This window comes from Marinobacter salinexigens, from assembly GCF_008370345.1.
GTDB classification, from domain to species: Bacteria; Pseudomonadota; Gammaproteobacteria; order Pseudomonadales; family Oleiphilaceae; genus Marinobacter; species Marinobacter salinexigens.
Window position 1 is genome coordinate 39,297 of the sequence record NZ_VTUU01000011.1, and the last position, 16,023, is coordinate 55,319.

At 54.1% G+C, this 16,023-nt stretch carries 11 protein-coding genes; all 11 read left to right on the forward strand.

The features are described from left to right. The first annotated feature begins 169 nt into the window (after window positions 1–169). A complete protein-coding gene (locus FWJ25_RS16865) occupies window positions 170–1,558 on the forward strand; it encodes a DUF1329 domain-containing protein (RefSeq protein WP_149601436.1) in 1,389 nt (462 codons plus the stop codon). A 137-nt stretch (window positions 1,559–1,695) separates the two neighbouring features. Next, entirely contained in the window at window positions 1,696–2,841 is a 1,146-nt protein-coding gene (locus tag FWJ25_RS16870; protein ID WP_246166870.1) for a WD40/YVTN/BNR-like repeat-containing protein, read from the forward strand. Between the two features lie 47 nt (window positions 2,842–2,888). Beyond that, window positions 2,889–5,279 carry an efflux RND transporter permease subunit gene (locus FWJ25_RS16875; protein ID WP_149601437.1) on the forward strand — a complete coding sequence of 797 codons (2,391 nt, stop codon included), beginning with the start codon at window positions 2,889–2,891 and terminating at the stop codon, window positions 5,277–5,279. 189 nt (window positions 5,280–5,468) lie between these two features. Continuing rightward, complete coding sequence (locus FWJ25_RS16880; RefSeq protein ID WP_149601438.1) at window positions 5,469–6,452, forward strand: TAXI family TRAP transporter solute-binding subunit; 984 nt, start codon at window positions 5,469–5,471, stop codon at window positions 6,450–6,452. A gap of 85 nt (window positions 6,453–6,537) precedes the next feature. Further along, entirely contained in the window at window positions 6,538–9,135 is a 2,598-nt protein-coding gene (locus tag FWJ25_RS16885) for a TRAP transporter permease (protein WP_149601439.1), read from the forward strand. A gap of 164 nt (window positions 9,136–9,299) precedes the next feature. Beyond that, window positions 9,300–11,225, forward strand: coding sequence for a threonine--tRNA ligase (gene thrS, locus FWJ25_RS16890; RefSeq protein ID WP_149601440.1), 1,926 nt, complete (start codon window positions 9,300–9,302; stop codon window positions 11,223–11,225). Then, complete coding sequence (gene infC, locus FWJ25_RS16895) at window positions 11,222–11,764, forward strand: translation initiation factor IF-3 (RefSeq protein ID WP_149601441.1); 543 nt, start codon at window positions 11,222–11,224, stop codon at window positions 11,762–11,764. The genes thrS and infC overlap by 4 nt, the downstream gene beginning before the upstream one ends. Before the next feature lie 92 nt (window positions 11,765–11,856). After that, a complete protein-coding gene (gene rpmI, locus FWJ25_RS16900; protein WP_029652233.1) occupies window positions 11,857–12,048 on the forward strand; it encodes a 50S ribosomal protein L35 in 192 nt (63 codons plus the stop codon). A 51-nt stretch (window positions 12,049–12,099) separates the two neighbouring features. Beyond that, on the forward strand, window positions 12,100–12,453 hold the full coding sequence (rplT, locus tag FWJ25_RS16905) for a 50S ribosomal protein L20 (RefSeq protein ID WP_149601442.1): 354 nt from the start codon (window positions 12,100–12,102) through the stop codon (window positions 12,451–12,453). Window positions 12,454–12,590: 137 nt separating this feature from the next. Further along, window positions 12,591–13,589 carry a phenylalanine--tRNA ligase subunit alpha gene (gene pheS / locus FWJ25_RS16910; protein WP_149601443.1) on the forward strand — a complete coding sequence of 333 codons (999 nt, stop codon included), beginning with the start codon at window positions 12,591–12,593 and terminating at the stop codon, window positions 13,587–13,589. A 60-nt stretch (window positions 13,590–13,649) separates the two neighbouring features. Beyond that, window positions 13,650–16,022, forward strand: coding sequence for a phenylalanine--tRNA ligase subunit beta (gene pheT / locus FWJ25_RS16915; RefSeq protein ID WP_149601444.1), 2,373 nt, complete (start codon window positions 13,650–13,652; stop codon window positions 16,020–16,022). Window position 16,023: the final 1 nt, after the last annotated feature.

Genomic DNA, 16,023 nt, shown 5'->3' on the forward strand with positions numbered 1-16,023 from the left:
GGCCCCTTCCGGCTGTGGCGAGGCGACCTGAGTCACAGCCGGAGGCAAAATCGCACTTTCGGTCGATAGACAATGTTGCCTGATCCGATAATCTGGGCGAAAGTCTGTGAATCCAAACAGACAATAAGAAAAGCCCCCAGAGGCTTCCAGACGGAATTAGGATTCAACAATGAAATACAACAAAAACACGATTCTCGGTGGTTTGATGGCTCTGTCCATGGCTGCAATGCCTGCCTATGGGGCAGTCTCGTCCGCCGAAGCTGCCCGACTGGGAAATGATCTGACGCCGTTCGGCTCCCCAAAGGCAGGTAATGATTCGGGAACCATTCCAGCCTGGGATGGTGGGATCAGTGAGCCGCCTGCAGGCTACAAGGGTAGTGGTCAGCATCATCCGGACCCTTTCCCGGATGACGAAGTGCTCTATTCCATCAATGCTTCCAACATTGATCAGTACAAAGACCATCTGTCCGATGGCGTGATTGCAATGATGGAAACGTATCCAACGACGTTCCGTATCCCCGTCTACCAGTCCCGCCGGACACATGCGATTCCGGGCTGGGTTGCCGATAACACCAAAAGAAATGCCACATCCGCTGAAGTCGTTGGTGATAGTGCAGGTATCAAAGGTGCCTACGGCGGTTACCCGTTCCCGATTCTGAGTGGCAATGCTGAGCAGAAAGCCTGGCAGGTCATCTGGAATCATCTGACCCGTTGGCGGGGCATATCCCTGACCCGGCGCGCCAGTGAAGTGGCTGTCCAGCCTGACGGGGAATATTCGCTGGTAACCTCCCAGCAGGAAGCATTCTTCAATTTTTATAATCCGGAGGGCGATGAAGGCAGTCTGGATAACGTGATTTTCTACTACCTGTCCTTCACCCAGTCGCCTCCGCGCCTGGCCGGTGGCGCTATCCTGGTTCATGAAACCATGAACCAGATCATCAACCCCCGTAACGGATGGGGCTATAACGCCGGACAGCGCCGGGTGCGCAGGGCTCCGAACCTTGGGTACGATTCCCCGATCGCCGCTGCTGATAATCTGCGCACTGCCGATGATACCGATATTTTCAACGGTGCGATGGATCGGTACAACTGGACCTATGAAGGCAAGCGCGAGATCTACATCCCGTACAACAACTACAGAATTGCCCAGCAGGGTTTGCCGTATTCCGAGATTCTGGGGATGTCGCACCTGAATCCTGATCTTATGCGCTGGGAATTGCATCGCGTTCACGTAGTTACTGCTACTCTCAAGGAAGGCGAGCGACATATATACGCCAAACGCCGTTTCTATGTTGACGAAGACAGTTGGAATACCGTGCTGCTGGATCAGTACGATGGTCGCGGCGCACTTTGGCGGGTGAGCATGGGTATTCTGAAAAATTATTATGAACTGCCCGGTGTGTGGACCTCCCTGGAGGCCTTCCACGACCTGCAGGCTCGCCGATATCACGTTCAGGGACTGGATACTGAAGAGCCGAATACACGAGTTTTCACGGATGATGTCCCGAACAAACGCTATTTCTCGCCGGCATCACTGCGTCGCAGAAGCGTGCGCTGAGGCTTTCGGTCCGAGATGTTCCCGAGCCATAGGGAGATGGCGTATAACGTTCCGGTGCCTGGTGGGCGCCGGTTATCTACAGCAAGAGCCGGATATACCGGTCAGAGACACAGTAAAACAACCAATAGGCAATCCGAATGGCTACAAGCTTGATGTGTAAAACCCTTGGTGCTGCATGCCTGGGGCTTTCCATGGCCTGTGCGTCCTCCATTGCATTTGCGATTGAGGACGTAATTGATACCCCCTCTCGTCCCACAGAACTCGCTCCGCAGAATCTTCTGACCGATGTTGTCATGGCAGGTGACCGCTTTGTTGCTGTCGGTGAGCGGGGCCACATAATTTACTCTGATGATCAGGGGCAGAGCTGGACTCAAGCTGAAGTGCCGGTGTCGGTAACGCTGACGGGGTTGGACTTCAGTACACCGGATCATGGCTGGGCGGTTGGCCATAGCGGTGTTGTGCTGCACTCGGAAGATGCCGGCGCAACCTGGGAGATACAGATGACCGGTGTCCACGCTGCCGAGCTTGCCATTGCCAGCCAGGAAGACGCGATTGCTGAAATGGAACAGCGGGTGGAAGAAGCGCCAGAAGACGAAAAAGGCGACCTTGAGTGGGCGCTTGATGACATGTATTTCTCTCTCGAGAACATGCAGGCCGACCTTGATATCGGTCCCGTAAACCCGTTCCTTGATGTCTGGTTCGGAGATGATAATGGGGGTTTTGTCCTTGGAGCCTATGGCACGATCTTCCATACAAAAGACGGCGGGGAAAGCTGGCAGGACTGGTCGCCGAGACTGGATAACCCGCAGAAATTCCACTTGAATGCGATTGCCCAGGTGGCAGGTGGTGCAATGGTCATTGTCGGTGAGGCTGGCCAGATTCATGTGTCTGTAGACGGTGGTGATACCTGGCAGCGTCGTGAAAGCCCTTACCCCGGGTCTCTGTTCGGCGTCATCGGTACAGGCAGGGTTAATGAAATGCTGGCCTTTGGTCTGAGGGGCACTCTCATGTTTTCGTCTGATCTCGGTAAGTCATGGTCAATGATCAGTACGGGTTCCACCTCGACGCTCAACGGAGGTGAGGCCGAGGATTCCCGCATCGTTCTGGTTGGCAACGGTGGAACTGTGCTGGTGAGCGGTAATGGCGGCGAGACGTTCCGGGAGTATGTGCGCCCGGACCGCCAGGGGCTGATGAGCGTAGTGCCTGCAAGTGGCACCGATTTGCTCGTGGTGGGTGAAGGCGGCGCGACCCTCACCGATGCCCAAGGCAAGAACCTTCAATAACGCCCTGATGCGGCAATAACAGAACAGAAAGATAGAGGGGCTTTTGAATGTCCAACCCGATGCACGACAAGGGCGAACATTACCTGACAACACCGAAGGCAGAGCCATTTCTGGAACGCCTGATTTTCAATAATCGGGCGATTATCCTGCTCGGATTCCTGGTGCTGACACTTTTCCTTGGATACAACGCGATCAAGATCCAGCCGGATGCGAGCTTTGAGCGGATGATTCCGCTGGAGCACCCGTACGTTATCAACATGCTGGAACACCGGGACGATTTGCAGAACCTTGGGAACTTTGTACGTATCGCTGTCGAGGTCAAGAACGGCGATATTTTTACCAAGGAATACATGGAGACCCTCAAGCAGATCACCGACGAGGTATTCTACTTGAACGGTGTTGACCGATCCGGTCTGAAGTCCATGTGGACATCCAACGTTCGATGGGTAGAAGTGACCGAACAGGGCTTCCAGGGCGGTACCGTTATTCCTGATAACTATGATGGTTCCGCGACGAGTCTCGAGCAGTTGCGTCAGAACGCGCTGCGCTCAAACGAAGTCGGCCGTCTGATTGCTGATAACTTCAAGTCCACAATCGTTTACGCACCATTGTATGAGAAGAACCCGGAAACAGGCCAGCCGCTGGATTACGGCGATTTCTCCCGCCAGCTCGAAGAAAAGATCCGTCAGAAGTATGGCGCTACCAACGACAATATCGAAATCCACATTGTTGGTTTTGCCAAGAAGGTAGGTGACCTGATTGAGGGGATTGGATCCATTGCCTGGTTCGCCGGTATCACCATCCTGCTCACCACCTTGCTACTGTTCTGGTACTCGCGCTCTATCTCCGGCACGCTGGTTCCTGTGTTTACGTCGATTGTTGCCGTGTTCTGGCAGTTGGGTACGTTGCGCCTGCTTGGCTATGGTCTTGATCCTTATTCTGTGTTGGTACCGTTCCTGGTGTTTGCAATCGGGATCAGTCACGGCGTCCAGATCGTAAATGCGATGGCTGTGGAAGCGGCCAAAGGATTCGATTCCATTACGGCAGCTCGCCTGGCTTTCCGCGCACTCTACATCCCAGGCATGCTCGCGTTGATTTCGGATGCGTTCGGCTTCCTGACACTGTTCTTTATCGAGATTGACGTCATCCGGGATCTCGCCGTTGCGGCGGGTATCGGTGTCGCGTTCGTTATTGTGACCAACCTGGTACTGCACGTCTTGATTATGTCCTATGTGGGCATTTCCAAAGGCGGTATCCGCCATGTCCAGAATCGTGGAGAGAAGCAGGACAGAAAATGGCGTGTGTTGTCCTATTGCTCGCATCCTGGTGTGGCGCCGATTTCTCTGCTGATCGCAGTGATTGGTCTTGGTGTTGGGATCTACTTCAAACAGGACCTGAAAGTAGGGGACCTGGACCGTGGCGCTCCGGAGTTACGGGCTGACTCTCGCTACAATAAGGACAACGCCTTCATCATTGATAACTACTCCACCAGTGCGGACGTTCTGGTGGTTATGGTCAAAACGCCGGAAGAACAGTGCACCCAGTACAGCGTGCTGCGGGCCATGGATGCGCTGCAATGGGAGCTGCAGAACACCCCGGGTGTCCAGTCTTCCGCTTCGCTGTCTGATGTTTCCAAGATTGTGACCAAAGCGCTGAACGAAGGTAACTGGAAGTGGTTCGAGATTTCCCGTAACCAGACCATCATCAACGCTTCAATCCGAAGTGCCCCGTCCGGGCTTATCAATACCGACTGCAGCCTGACGCCGGTGCTGGTGTTCCTGGAGGACCATAAGGCAGAAACTCTGAAGACTGTGGTCGCCGAGGTCGAGGCATTTGCTGCAGAGAACAGCAATGAAAATCACACGTTCCTGCTGGCGGCTGGTAACGCGGGTGTGGAAGCTGCCACCAACGAGGTTATCTCCAAAGCCAAGGATATGATGTTGATCTTTGTCTACGGTGTGGTGAGTTTGCTGTGCTTCCTGACCTTCCGATCCATTCGGGCCGTGCTGTGTATTGTGATCCCGCTGGGTCTGACTTCTGTGCTGTGTGAGGCCATAATGTCGGTCTCCGGAATCGGTATCAAGGTTGCAACCCTGCCGGTTATTGCGCTGGGTGTGGGTATTGGTGTGGATTATGGTATCTATATCTACAGCAAACTGGAGAAGTACTTGTTGGAGGGCAAGACCCTGCAGGAGGCCTACTTCCAGACACTGCGCTCAACGGGTAAGGCGGTCGTGTTCACGGGCGTAACGCTGGGTCTCGGTGTTGTGACCTGGATTTTCTCCCCGATCAAGTTCCAGGCGGACATGGGCTTCCTGCTGTTCTTCATGTTCCTCTGGAACATGGTGGGAGCTATCTGGTTGCTGCCGGCGCTGGCCCGATTCCTGCTGCGTCCCGAAAAGATGCTCGCCAAGGCACGCGCTGCGAACAAGTCATGAAAATCTGACAAGCCCTAGAAAAAAGCCCGCATCTGCGGGCTTTTTTTGTTGTTGGTTCAAATGTTTAGGTCGCGAAAAGCTACTTTATTTATAGCAAGAAGTGGTCTATGTTCTAAGTCGGACGCAACGTTTGTCCGCGTACAACACGGGCTAACTCACTATAACTAATGGAAAGAAAGGAACGCTCACATGACACTGAAACTCAAGGTATCCGCTCTTGCGGTTGCAGCTGCCGTTACTCTGGGAGCAGCTTCCACGACTGTATCGGCTCAGGAACAGCGCTTTGTGACTATAGGTACAGGTGGCGTGACAGGCGTGTACTATCCGGCAGGTGGTGCGATCTGTCGCCTGGTCAACATGGATCGGAAAGAGCACGGTATCCGATGCTCTGTTGAGAGTACCGGTGGCTCTGTCTATAACCTGAACGCCATTCGTCAGGGAGAGCTGGACCTCGCTGTGGCCCAGTCTGACTGGCAGTACCATGCGTACAATGGTACCAGTCAGTTCAAGGACGGCGGCCCGGACAAGAAACTGCGTGCAGTGTTCTCCCTGCACCCGGAGCCGTTCACCGTTGTCGCCAGCAAAGGTTCCGGTATCAAAACCTTTGAAGACCTGGAAGGCAAACGAGTATCTGTGGGTAACCCGGGCTCCGGTCAGCGGGCGACTGCGGAAGTCCTGATGAACGAAATGGGCTGGGGAATGGACAAGTTCTCCCTGGCAGCCGAGCTGAAAGCGGCCGAACAGTCCCAGGCTCTCTGTGATGGCAACATTGATGCATTCTTCTATACCGTGGGTCACCCATCTGGTTCCATCAAGGAAGCAACGACTTCTTGTGACAGTGTATTGGTTAACGTCGACAACGCTGCGACCAAAGCTCTGATCGAAAAGAACCCGTACTACCGGAAAGCAGTGATCCCGGGTGGTATGTATCGTGGTAGCGACGAAGACACCACGACCTTTGGTGTGGCGGCAACGTTCGTCTCATCGACCGACGTACCGAACGATGTGGTTTATGAAGTCGTGAAGGCGGTTTTCGAGAATTTCGATAGCTTCAAACGCCTGCATCCTGCCTTTGCCAACCTGAAAAAAGAGGAAATGGTAAGCGATGCCCTGAGTGCGCCTCTGCACCCGGGTGCTGCCAAGTACTACAAGGAAGCAGGTCTGATCGATTGATCGGATTCAGCGATGAAACGGGTCGCAGGCAAATATGCCTGCGGCCTTTCATGACTCTCCCGTTTTCCTCTGACAGGATCAAGCTATGATGAATAGCGACCCGAGAACCGGGGAAGATACCGATAAGCAGAAGGTCGAAGAGTTTCTTCAGACCGAGTCCGGTGGAAGGGCGGCCACAGGGCCTGCCGCCGTTATCCTCTTTGTTGTACCTCTGCTCTGGTCTCTTTTTCAGCTATGGATAGCCTCTCCGCTACCGTATGTATTTGAGTTTGGCGTGTTTAACTCAACCGAGGCACGTTCGATTCACCTGGCTTTTGCCGCATTTTTGTCCTTTGCAGCATTCCCGATGATCAAAGGAAAGCATGCAAATCATGTCCCGGTGTATGACTGGGTTCTTGCTTTGGCTGCGGCGTTTGCCGCGTCCTATCTCTATATTTTTTACGACCAGTTGGCGACTCGCCCCGGTGCTCCCAATACTCAGGATATGGTGGTTGCGCTGGGTGGCCTGGTGCTGCTGCTTGAGGCGACCCGTCGTTCCCTGGGCCTGCCCCTGACCGTTGTCGCTGCTGTGTTTATCATCTACTCGCTCGCCGGTCCCTACATGCCGGACGTGATTTCCCATAAAGGGGCGAGCCTGAGCAAGCTGGCATCGCACCAGTGGCTTGGAACCGAGGGTGTGTTTGGTGTTGCGCTGGGCGTTTCCACCAGTTTTGTGTTCCTCTTTGTACTGTTTGGTGCCCTCCTGGAGCGTGCTGGGGCTGGTAACTATTTCATCAAGGTTGCCTATGCGCTTTTGGGGCACATGCGGGGCGGGCCTGCGAAAGCGGCCGTTGTTTCCAGTGGCTTGAGTGGTGTGATTTCCGGTTCGTCCATTGCTAACGTGGTGACAACCGGCACCTTTACTATCCCGCTGATGAAGCGAGTCGGATTTCCTGCAACCAAGGCTGGTGCGGTGGAAGTCGCGGCATCAACGAATGGTCAGCTGACCCCGCCCATCATGGGTGCGGCAGCCTTCCTGATGGTTGAGTATGTCGGCATTTCCTATCTGGAAGTGATCAAGCATGCGATTCTTCCGGCAATGATTTCCTACGTGGCGTTGCTCTACATCGTCCATCTGGAAGCCTGCAAGCTCAATATGAAAGGGATCGAGCGTCTGAACAGACCGACCCTGGCGCAGCGCCTTCTGAACTGGGTGGTGATTCTTCTTGGGCTCTGTATTCTGACCCTGGTGGTTTACTACGGCATCGGCTGGATGAAGGATTGGTTGGGGGCTGGTGCCATCTGGGTGTTGGCGCCGCTGCTGTTACTTGCCTATGTGGGCCTCGTTGGTTACGCCACTCGGTTCCCGGATCTGGAAGAAGATGATCCGGAAGGGGGTATGGCCGAATTGCCTGAGGTCGGGCCAACGGTCAAAACCGGTTTGTACTTCCTGCTGCCGGTTGTGGTGCTTGTCTGGTGCCTGACGGTTGAGCGTTTCTCTCCCCAGCTGTCCGCCTTCTGGGCGACGCTGTTCATGATTTTTATCGTAATCACCCAGGGACCGATTAAGGCCTTCTTCCGGAAGCAGGGGGGGTATGCTGACGGCGTGAAACAGGGCGTGGTGGATCTTGCTCACTCGCTGGTAACCGGTGCCCGGAACATGGTTGGCATTGGTGTGGCGACTGCCACGGCCGGTATTGTCGTAGGGACGGTGACACTGACGGGGATCGGCCTGGTGATGACTCAGTTTGTCGAGTTCATCTCTGGCGGTAATCTGCTGTTGATGCTGATCTTCACTGCCATTATCAGTCTGATACTCGGTATGGGTTTGCCGACGACGGCGAATTACATCGTTGTGTCTACGTTGATGGCTCCGGTAATCGTTACCCTCGGCGCCGCCAATGGCCTTTTGGTCCCGCTGATTGCCGTGCACCTCTTTGTGTTCTACTTCGGTATCCTGGCGGATGATACGCCGCCCGTGGGGCTTGCGGCCTATGCAGCCGCTGCAATATCCGGTGGAGATCCGATCCGAACAGGGGTGCAGGGCTTCACCTACGATATACGGACCGCGATTCTTCCGTTCATGTTCATCTTCAACACCCAATTGTTGTTGATTGGACTGACGGGCTGGATTGATCTGCTGGTGACGATCTTCAGTGCGGTAACGGCGATGCTGGTGTTCTCAGCTGCGACCCAGGGTTTCTGGTTTACCAAAACCAAGTGGTGGGAAACCGTGTTGTTGCTGCTGATCACCTTTACGCTGTTCCGGCCGGGTTTCTGGTGGGATATGGTTTATCCGCCTACGGAAGATCGTCCTGGTTCCGAACTGCTGGCCCATATCGATGAGGTCCCTGCCGGTGAACCGATCATTATTCAGGCCTCCGGGATGTCGATTGATGGTACTGACGTGTCCAAGTATCTGCGCTTGCCGTTGCCTGAGGGAGAGTCTCCCGAACAGCGTCTGGCCGCTGCGGGCCTGGAGGTTTCTCCTCAGGGTGAACAGATGGCGGTGGATTTCGTGAACTTCGGGACACCCGCAGAAGACGCTGGCATCAGTTTTGGCTGGACGATTGACTCGGTTCAGGTCCAGAAAGAACGGCCACCCAAAGAGCTGATGTTCATTCCTGCCCTGATTCTGCTTGGTCTGCTCGCCTTTGGGCAGCTAAAACGCAGAGGCAGAGAAGGGGAGGTGCAGCCTGCCTGACGGTAGCCTCATTCTGCTGAAATCCGTAAAAACCCGGCATTAACCTGTCGGGTTTTTTTCTGTTAGACTTCCGCTCCAAATGGCCCGCGGTTTGTGTCGCGGACGGCCATCACCATGTGATCTCTGGTATAGATCACCGCTGACTCAATCTACAGGAGCTTTTCATGCCCGTCGTTACCTTGCCCGATGGCAGCCACCGCAGTTTTGCAGAATCTGTAACCGTTCATGACGTCGCCGCCGATATCGGTGCTGGGCTTGCCAAAGCCGCACTGGCTGGCCGTGTTAACGGTAAACTGGTGGATACCAGTTACCAGATTGATGACGACATCGACCTGGCGATCGTGACCGATCGCGACGAAGACGGTGTCGATATTATTCGTCATTCCACCGCTCACTTGCTGGCTATGGCAGTCAAGGAACTGTTCCCTGAAGCGCAGGTGACCATCGGCCCGGTTGTTGATAACGGCTTCTATTACGATTTCAAGTTCGATCGTCCGTTTACCAACGAAGATCTGGCCCGTATCGAAAAGCGGATGGAAGAGCTGGCCAAACAGGACATACCGGTTTCCCGCTCTGTTATGTCCCGTGATGAGGCGGTGAAGCTGTTCGACGAGATGGGAGAAGAGTACAAGGTCCGCATTATCGAAGATATTCCGGGTGAGGAAGACCTTTCGTTCTATCGCCAGGGTGATTTCGTTGACCTCTGCCGTGGACCTCACGTGCCGAGCACCGGCAAGCTGAAAGCGTTCAAGCTGACTAAAGTGGCAGGCGCCTACTGGCGGGGTGATACCAACAACGAACAGCTGCAGCGTGTGTACGGTACTGCCTGGGGCAACAAAAAGGATCTGAAAGCCTACCTGAACAGGCTGGAAGAAGCTGAGAAGCGTGATCACCGTAAAGTGGGCAAGAAACTGGACCTCTTCCACATGCAGGAAGAAGCGCCCGGTATGGTGTTCTGGCATCCTGACGGCTGGACCCTCTATCAGCAGATAGAGCAGTACATGCGCCGTAAGCAGCAGGAACATGGCTACAAGGAAATTCGTACTCCGCAGGTCGTGTCCCGTACGCTTTGGGAGAAATCCGGGCATTGGGACAAATTCAAGGATGACATGTTCACCACCGAGTCCGAGAAGCACGACTTTGCCATCAAGCCGATGAACTGTCCGTGCCACGTTCAGGTGTTTAACCAGGGTCTGAAGAGCTATAAGGATCTTCCTTTGCGTCTGGCGGAATTCGGATCCTGTCATCGTAACGAGGCCTCCGGTGCGCTGCACGGTATCATGCGTGTGCGTGGTTTCACCCAGGATGATGCCCATATCTTCTGTGAAGAAGATGCCATTCAGGCAGAAGTGTCCGCGTTCATTGGAATGCTGCACGAAATTTATCAGGATTTCGGGTTTGACGAGATTCTCTACAAGTTGTCGACTCGTCCCGAAAAGCGCGTTGGTTCTGATGAAGTCTGGGACAAGGCTGAAGCTGCACTGGAAGAGGCGCTGAACCGCGAAGGCGTGGCCTGGGAACTGTTGCCGGGTGAGGGTGCGTTCTATGGACCGAAGATCGAGTTCTCCCTGAAAGACTGCATCGGCCGGGTCTGGCAGTGTGGTACCATTCAGGTTGATTTCTCTATGCCGGGTCGTCTCGGAGCGCAATATGTGGCGGATAACTCTGAGCGTAAAACGCCGGTTATGCTCCATCGCGCCGTTCTGGGCTCTTTCGAGCGGTTTATCGGTATTCTGATTGAAGAATACGAAGGAGCCTTCCCGACCTGGCTTGCACCAACCCAGGTGGCAGTCCTCAATATCACCGATAATCAGCGTGATTTTTGTCTGGATCTGGAGAAAAAACTGGATTCTTCCGGTTATAGGGTTAATGCTGACTTGAGAAACGAGAAGATCGGCTTTAAAATCCGCGAGCATACTCTTAACAAGGTTCCCTATCTTGTCGTCGTTGGCGACAAGGAAGTAGAGAATAATGCCGTTGCGGTACGTACCCGCAAGGGTGAGGATCTGGGAACTATGTCGGTCGATGAGTTCGAGCAGTTACTGGCTAAGGACGTCGATCGCAAAGGTAGAACTAAAACGGAGATCTGATTATTAAACAGCGAGCGAATCGGGGACGCGCACCAAAAGCGCCGATCAACGAGAATATTGAAGCAACTGAAGTCCGTCTGATTGACGCCGAAGGCAATCAGGTAGGGGTGGTTCCCATTGAGGAAGCCCTCAAGCTGGCGGAAGAGGCAACTCTTGATCTGGTTCAGGTTACGGATTCCGATCCGATCGTCTGTAAGATAATGGACTACGGCAAGAAAATCTTCGAAGAGAAGAAAGCCAAGGCCGCTGCCAAGAAAAAGCAGAAGCAGACTCAGATCAAAGAGCTTAAGTTCCGTCCAGGAACTGAAGAAGGGGATTATCAGGTCAAACTACGCAACCTGGTACGTTTCCTTGAGAACGGGGACCGCGGCAAGATCACAATTCGCTTCCGTGGGCGTGAGATGGCACACCAGGAAATTGGTATGAAACTCATGCAGCGGATTGAAGAAGATGTGGCCGAGCTGGGCCTGGTTGAACTGCGGCCGAAAATGGAAGGCCGTCAGATGACCATGGTCGTGGCGCCCCGCAAGAAGAAGTGAACCTGATCCAGTGACGGGTCCCCTGCATAGGCGGGGGATTTGTCGTTCAGGGGCACATTTGTTTTTTTAAAATAGAATGCGGAGTTTTAAAAATGCCGAAGATGAAAACCAAAAGTGGAGCCACTAAACGGTTCAAGAAAACCGCTAACGGCTTCAAGCACAAGCAGTCCTTCACCAGTCATATTCTGACCAAGAAGAGCCCCAAGCGTAAGCGTCAGCTCCGTGGTACCAAGCTGATTGCCAAGTCTGATGTGGCTTCCATCAAGCGTATGACCGCGTGCTAACGCAGGCGCTAACGATTCCTGAAAAGGTTTAGAAGGTAGAAGGATTAAAGTATGGCTCGTGTAAAACGTGGTGTGGTAGCACGCCGTCGTCACAAGAAAGTTCTCAAGCAGGCTAAAGGTTACTACGGTGCCCGTAGTCGTGTATTTCGTGTAGCCAAGCAGGCGGTTATCAAGGCCGGTCAGTACGCTTACCGTGACCGTCGTAACCGCAAGCGTGCGTTCCGCGCTCTGTGGATCGCCCGTATCAACGCTGGTGCCCGCGCTAACGGTCTGTCCTACAGCCGTCTGATCGCTGGCCTGAAAAAGGCTAACGTTGAGATCGATCGTAAGGTTCTGGCTGATCTGGCCATGAACGAGCAGCAGGCATTTGCCGCTGTTGTCGAGAAAGCCAAAGCGTCCCTGTGATCGCTTAAGCTCTTCATCGATTACAGATCGATTAGGGCGCCTCATGTCACCATGACGGCGCCTTCTGATAGGGGAAGGGCGCGCTCTTCCCCTATTTTTGTTTTCACCTACCCCATTTCTGGTTTGGAGCAGGGTCAATGGAAAACCTGGAGCAACTGGTTCAGGACGGGCTGAGCGCTGTTGAGAGTGCAGACAGCCTGCAAGCACTTGATCACATTCGTGTGGAATACCTCGGTAAGAAAGGTGTAATCACCCAGCAGGCAAAAACGCTGGGCAAATTGTCTCCCGAGGAGCGTCCCGCTGCCGGCCAGAAAATCAATGAAGCCAAGGGCCAGGTTGAAGAGGCGATTAATGCCCGCCGCGCCGGTCTGGAAAAGGCAGCTATTGAAGCCAAACTTGCCAGCGAGTCCATTGATGTGACTTTGCCAGGGCGTGGCCAGGACCTCGGTGGTCTTCATCCGGTTACCCGTACCCTCCAGCGGGTAGAGGAATTTTTCTCCCGTGCCGGCTACACCGTTGAACAGGGCCCTGAAATCGAAGACGATTACCACAACTTCGAAGCCCTCAATATTCCAGGGCACCATCCGGCCCGTGCCATGCACGACACCTTCTATTTCAATCCGGGAACGGTCCTGCGTACTCATACTTCGCCGGTACAGATCCGGACCATGGAAGCCGGGAAGCCACCTTTCCGGATGATCTGCCCAGGGCGCGTATACCGCTGCGATTCTGATATGACCCACACCCCGATGTTCCACCAGGTCGAGGGTTTGCTGGTCGAGAAAAACGTAAGCTTTGCTGATCTGAAGAGCACGGTGGAAGAATTCCTGCGAGTGTTCTTTGAACGTGACCTGCAGGTGCGCTTCCGCCCATCCTACTTTCCGTTTACAGAGCCCTCCGCCGAAGTTGATATTGAGTGGGGCCGGGAAGCCGATGGCAGCATCAAGTGGCTTGAAGTGATGGGCTGCGGCATGGTCCATCCGAAAGTATTCGAACACTGCGGTATCGATTCGGAAGAATACCGTGGTTTCGCCTTTGGCCTGGGTGTAGAGCGCCTGGCCATGTTGCGCTACGGCGTGAATGATCTGCGCATGTTCTTTGATAATGATCTGCGCTTCCTGCGTCAGTTCCGGTAATTCAGCGTCGGACGACATTTCAGAAATCAGGCGAAACCGAATCAGGACAAGGCAAGAATCATGAAATTCAGTGAACAGTGGCTGCGCGAGTGGGTGAATCCGGAAATTGGCACCCAGGAATTGATGGACCAGATTACTATGGCTGGTCTGGAAGTGGATGGATTTGAGCCGGTGGCGGGTGAGTTCACCGGTATTATCGTGGGTGAAGTCAAGTCAGTCGAAGCGCATCCGGATGCTGACAAGCTGCGGGTTTGTCAGGTGAGCGATGGCAGCAGTGTTGTGCAGGTTGTCTGTGGCGCACCGAATGTACGTGAAGGGTTGCGGGTACCCTTTGCTGTTGTCGGCGCCGTATTGCCGGGCAACTTCAAAATCAAGAAAGCCAAACTCCGTGGCCAGCCATCCGAAGGCATGCTGTGCTCTGAGTCCGAGCTTGGACTGTCTGATAATCATGACGGCCTGATGGAACTACCGGCTGACGCGCCAGTAGGACAGGAGGTTGCGGAATACCTGAAGCTTAAAGACGTCACTATTGACGTGGATCTAACTCCTAACCGGAGCGACTGCCTGTCTATCAAGGGCATTGCGCGTGAAGTGGGTGTTTTGAACAGTGCTCAGGTAGAAGCTCCGGCTATTGAAACTGTCGGTGCGGTGCACTCGGAAGTTCCGGATATCCGTATTGAGGCTCCTGCGGGTTGCCCGAGATATCTCGGTCGGGTTCTGCGTAATGTGAACCTTCAGGCTGAGACGCCACTGTGGATGAAGGAAAAGCTACGTCGTTCCGGTATCCGCTCTATCGACGCTGCGGTTGATGTGACCAACTACGTGATGCTGGAGCTGGGGCAGCCCATGCATGCGTTCGACCGCGATGAGATCAGTGGCGGTATTGTGGTTCGGATGGCACGTGCCGGCGAGAAGCTGGTACTGCTGGATGGCCAGGATGTGGAACTGACCGAACAGACCCTGATCATTGCAGATCATGACAAGCCCATCGCCATTGCTGGTGTTATGGGCGGAGAGCACTCCGGTGTCAGTGACAAGACTCGTGATCTGGTCCTGGAAGCGGCGTATTTCGATCCGATTATTCTCGCGGGTAAAGCTCGCCATTATGGCCTGCATACTGATGCCTCTCACCGCTTCGAGCGTGGCGTAGACTATGAGTTGGCCAGAGATGCCATGGAGCGCGCCACTCGGTTGCTGATGGATATCGTTGGCGGTGAGCCGGGCGAAATTGTGGAGGTGGCCAGCAAAGATGATCTGCCATCGGCGAAGCTCGTCACCCTCCGTGCCCAGCGTCTGACGGACGTTCTGGGTCTGGCAATTGACCGTACCACGGTCGAGGAAATTCTGACCCGCCTGGGTCTTCACGTTGAGAAACTCCTGAAGAACGGATGGGAAATTCTTGTCCCGAGTTTCCGACCGGACATCTCCATTGAGGAAGACCTGATTGAGGAAGTTGGCCGAATCTACGGATACAACAACCTCCCGGTCACCGAACCTAACGGTTCTCTGGGCTTGCGTCCTCGCGAGGAAGCCACTCGCCCGGTTTCGGCGATCCGGAGCTTCTTCGTGGATAACGGCTACCAGGAAGCGGTGACTTACAGCTTCGTAGATCCGAAGGTTCAGAAGCTGGTTGATCCGGAAAATGAAGGCATTGCTCTGGCGAACCCGATTTCCTCCGATCTGGCGGTTATGCGGACCAGCCTGTGGAGTGGTCTGCTAAAAACGGTTGCCTACAACCAGAACCGCCAGCAGTCCCGGATTCGTCTGTTTGAAACCGGTCTCAGGTTCAAGCAGGACGGCGAGAGGATTGATCAGCAGCCAATGCTTGCGGGTGTTGTGGTTGGTGGTCAGTACCCTGAAAACTGGGCTAACGGTCGCAGATCAGCGGATTTCTTTGATGTAAAAGGTGATCTGGAAAGCCTGTTCCGTGTGCTGGGAATAGAGATCCAGTTTGTAGGTAGTCAGCACCCTGCGCTGCACCCGGGACAGACGGCAGAACTCCTGCGTGACGGTGAGCATGTCGGCTGGTTGGGAACGCTGCATCCGCAAGTTCAGAAAAATCTTGAACTTAATGGCACGATCCTGATGTTTGAGCTATTCTTGAATTCGATCGTTACCGGATATGTGCCTAATTTCAAAGAAATTTCAAAATTCCCGGAGGTTCGTCGGGATTTGGCTATCATTATCGGGATCGATGTAGCGTTTGCCGATGTTGAGCGTGTTGCGAGAAAGCACGCAGGTGAACAACTGACGGCGTTGCGTGCGTTTGATGTTTATGAAGGTGAAAGCCTGGGTGAGGGTAACCGCAGCCTGGCGTTGAGCCTGTTCTGGCAGCACCCCGAACGTACGTTGAACGAGGATGAAGTGCATTCGCTCTTCAACGGTGTTATCGACGCCTTGAAAGAAGAGTTGGGGGCAACACTGAGGAGTTGAG

Coding starts and splice junctions, on each gene's coding strand:
- FWJ25_RS16865 (WP_149601436.1), top strand. CDS start 170: ATGAAATACAACAAAAACACGATTCTCGGTGGTTTGATGGCTCTGTCC.
- FWJ25_RS16870 (WP_246166870.1), top strand. CDS start 1,696: ATGGCTACAAGCTTGATGTGTAAAACCCTTGGTGCTGCATGCCTGGGG.
- FWJ25_RS16875 (WP_149601437.1), top strand. CDS start 2,889: ATGTCCAACCCGATGCACGACAAGGGCGAACATTACCTGACAACACCG.
- FWJ25_RS16880 (WP_149601438.1), top strand. CDS start 5,469: ATGACACTGAAACTCAAGGTATCCGCTCTTGCGGTTGCAGCTGCCGTT.
- FWJ25_RS16885 (WP_149601439.1), top strand. CDS start 6,538: ATGATGAATAGCGACCCGAGAACCGGGGAAGATACCGATAAGCAGAAG.
- thrS (WP_149601440.1), top strand. CDS start 9,300: ATGCCCGTCGTTACCTTGCCCGATGGCAGCCACCGCAGTTTTGCAGAA.
- rpmI (WP_029652233.1), top strand. CDS start 11,857: ATGCCGAAGATGAAAACCAAAAGTGGAGCCACTAAACGGTTCAAGAAA.
- rplT (WP_149601442.1), top strand. CDS start 12,100: ATGGCTCGTGTAAAACGTGGTGTGGTAGCACGCCGTCGTCACAAGAAA.
- pheS (WP_149601443.1), top strand. CDS start 12,591: ATGGAAAACCTGGAGCAACTGGTTCAGGACGGGCTGAGCGCTGTTGAG.
- pheT (WP_149601444.1), top strand. CDS start 13,650: ATGAAATTCAGTGAACAGTGGCTGCGCGAGTGGGTGAATCCGGAAATT.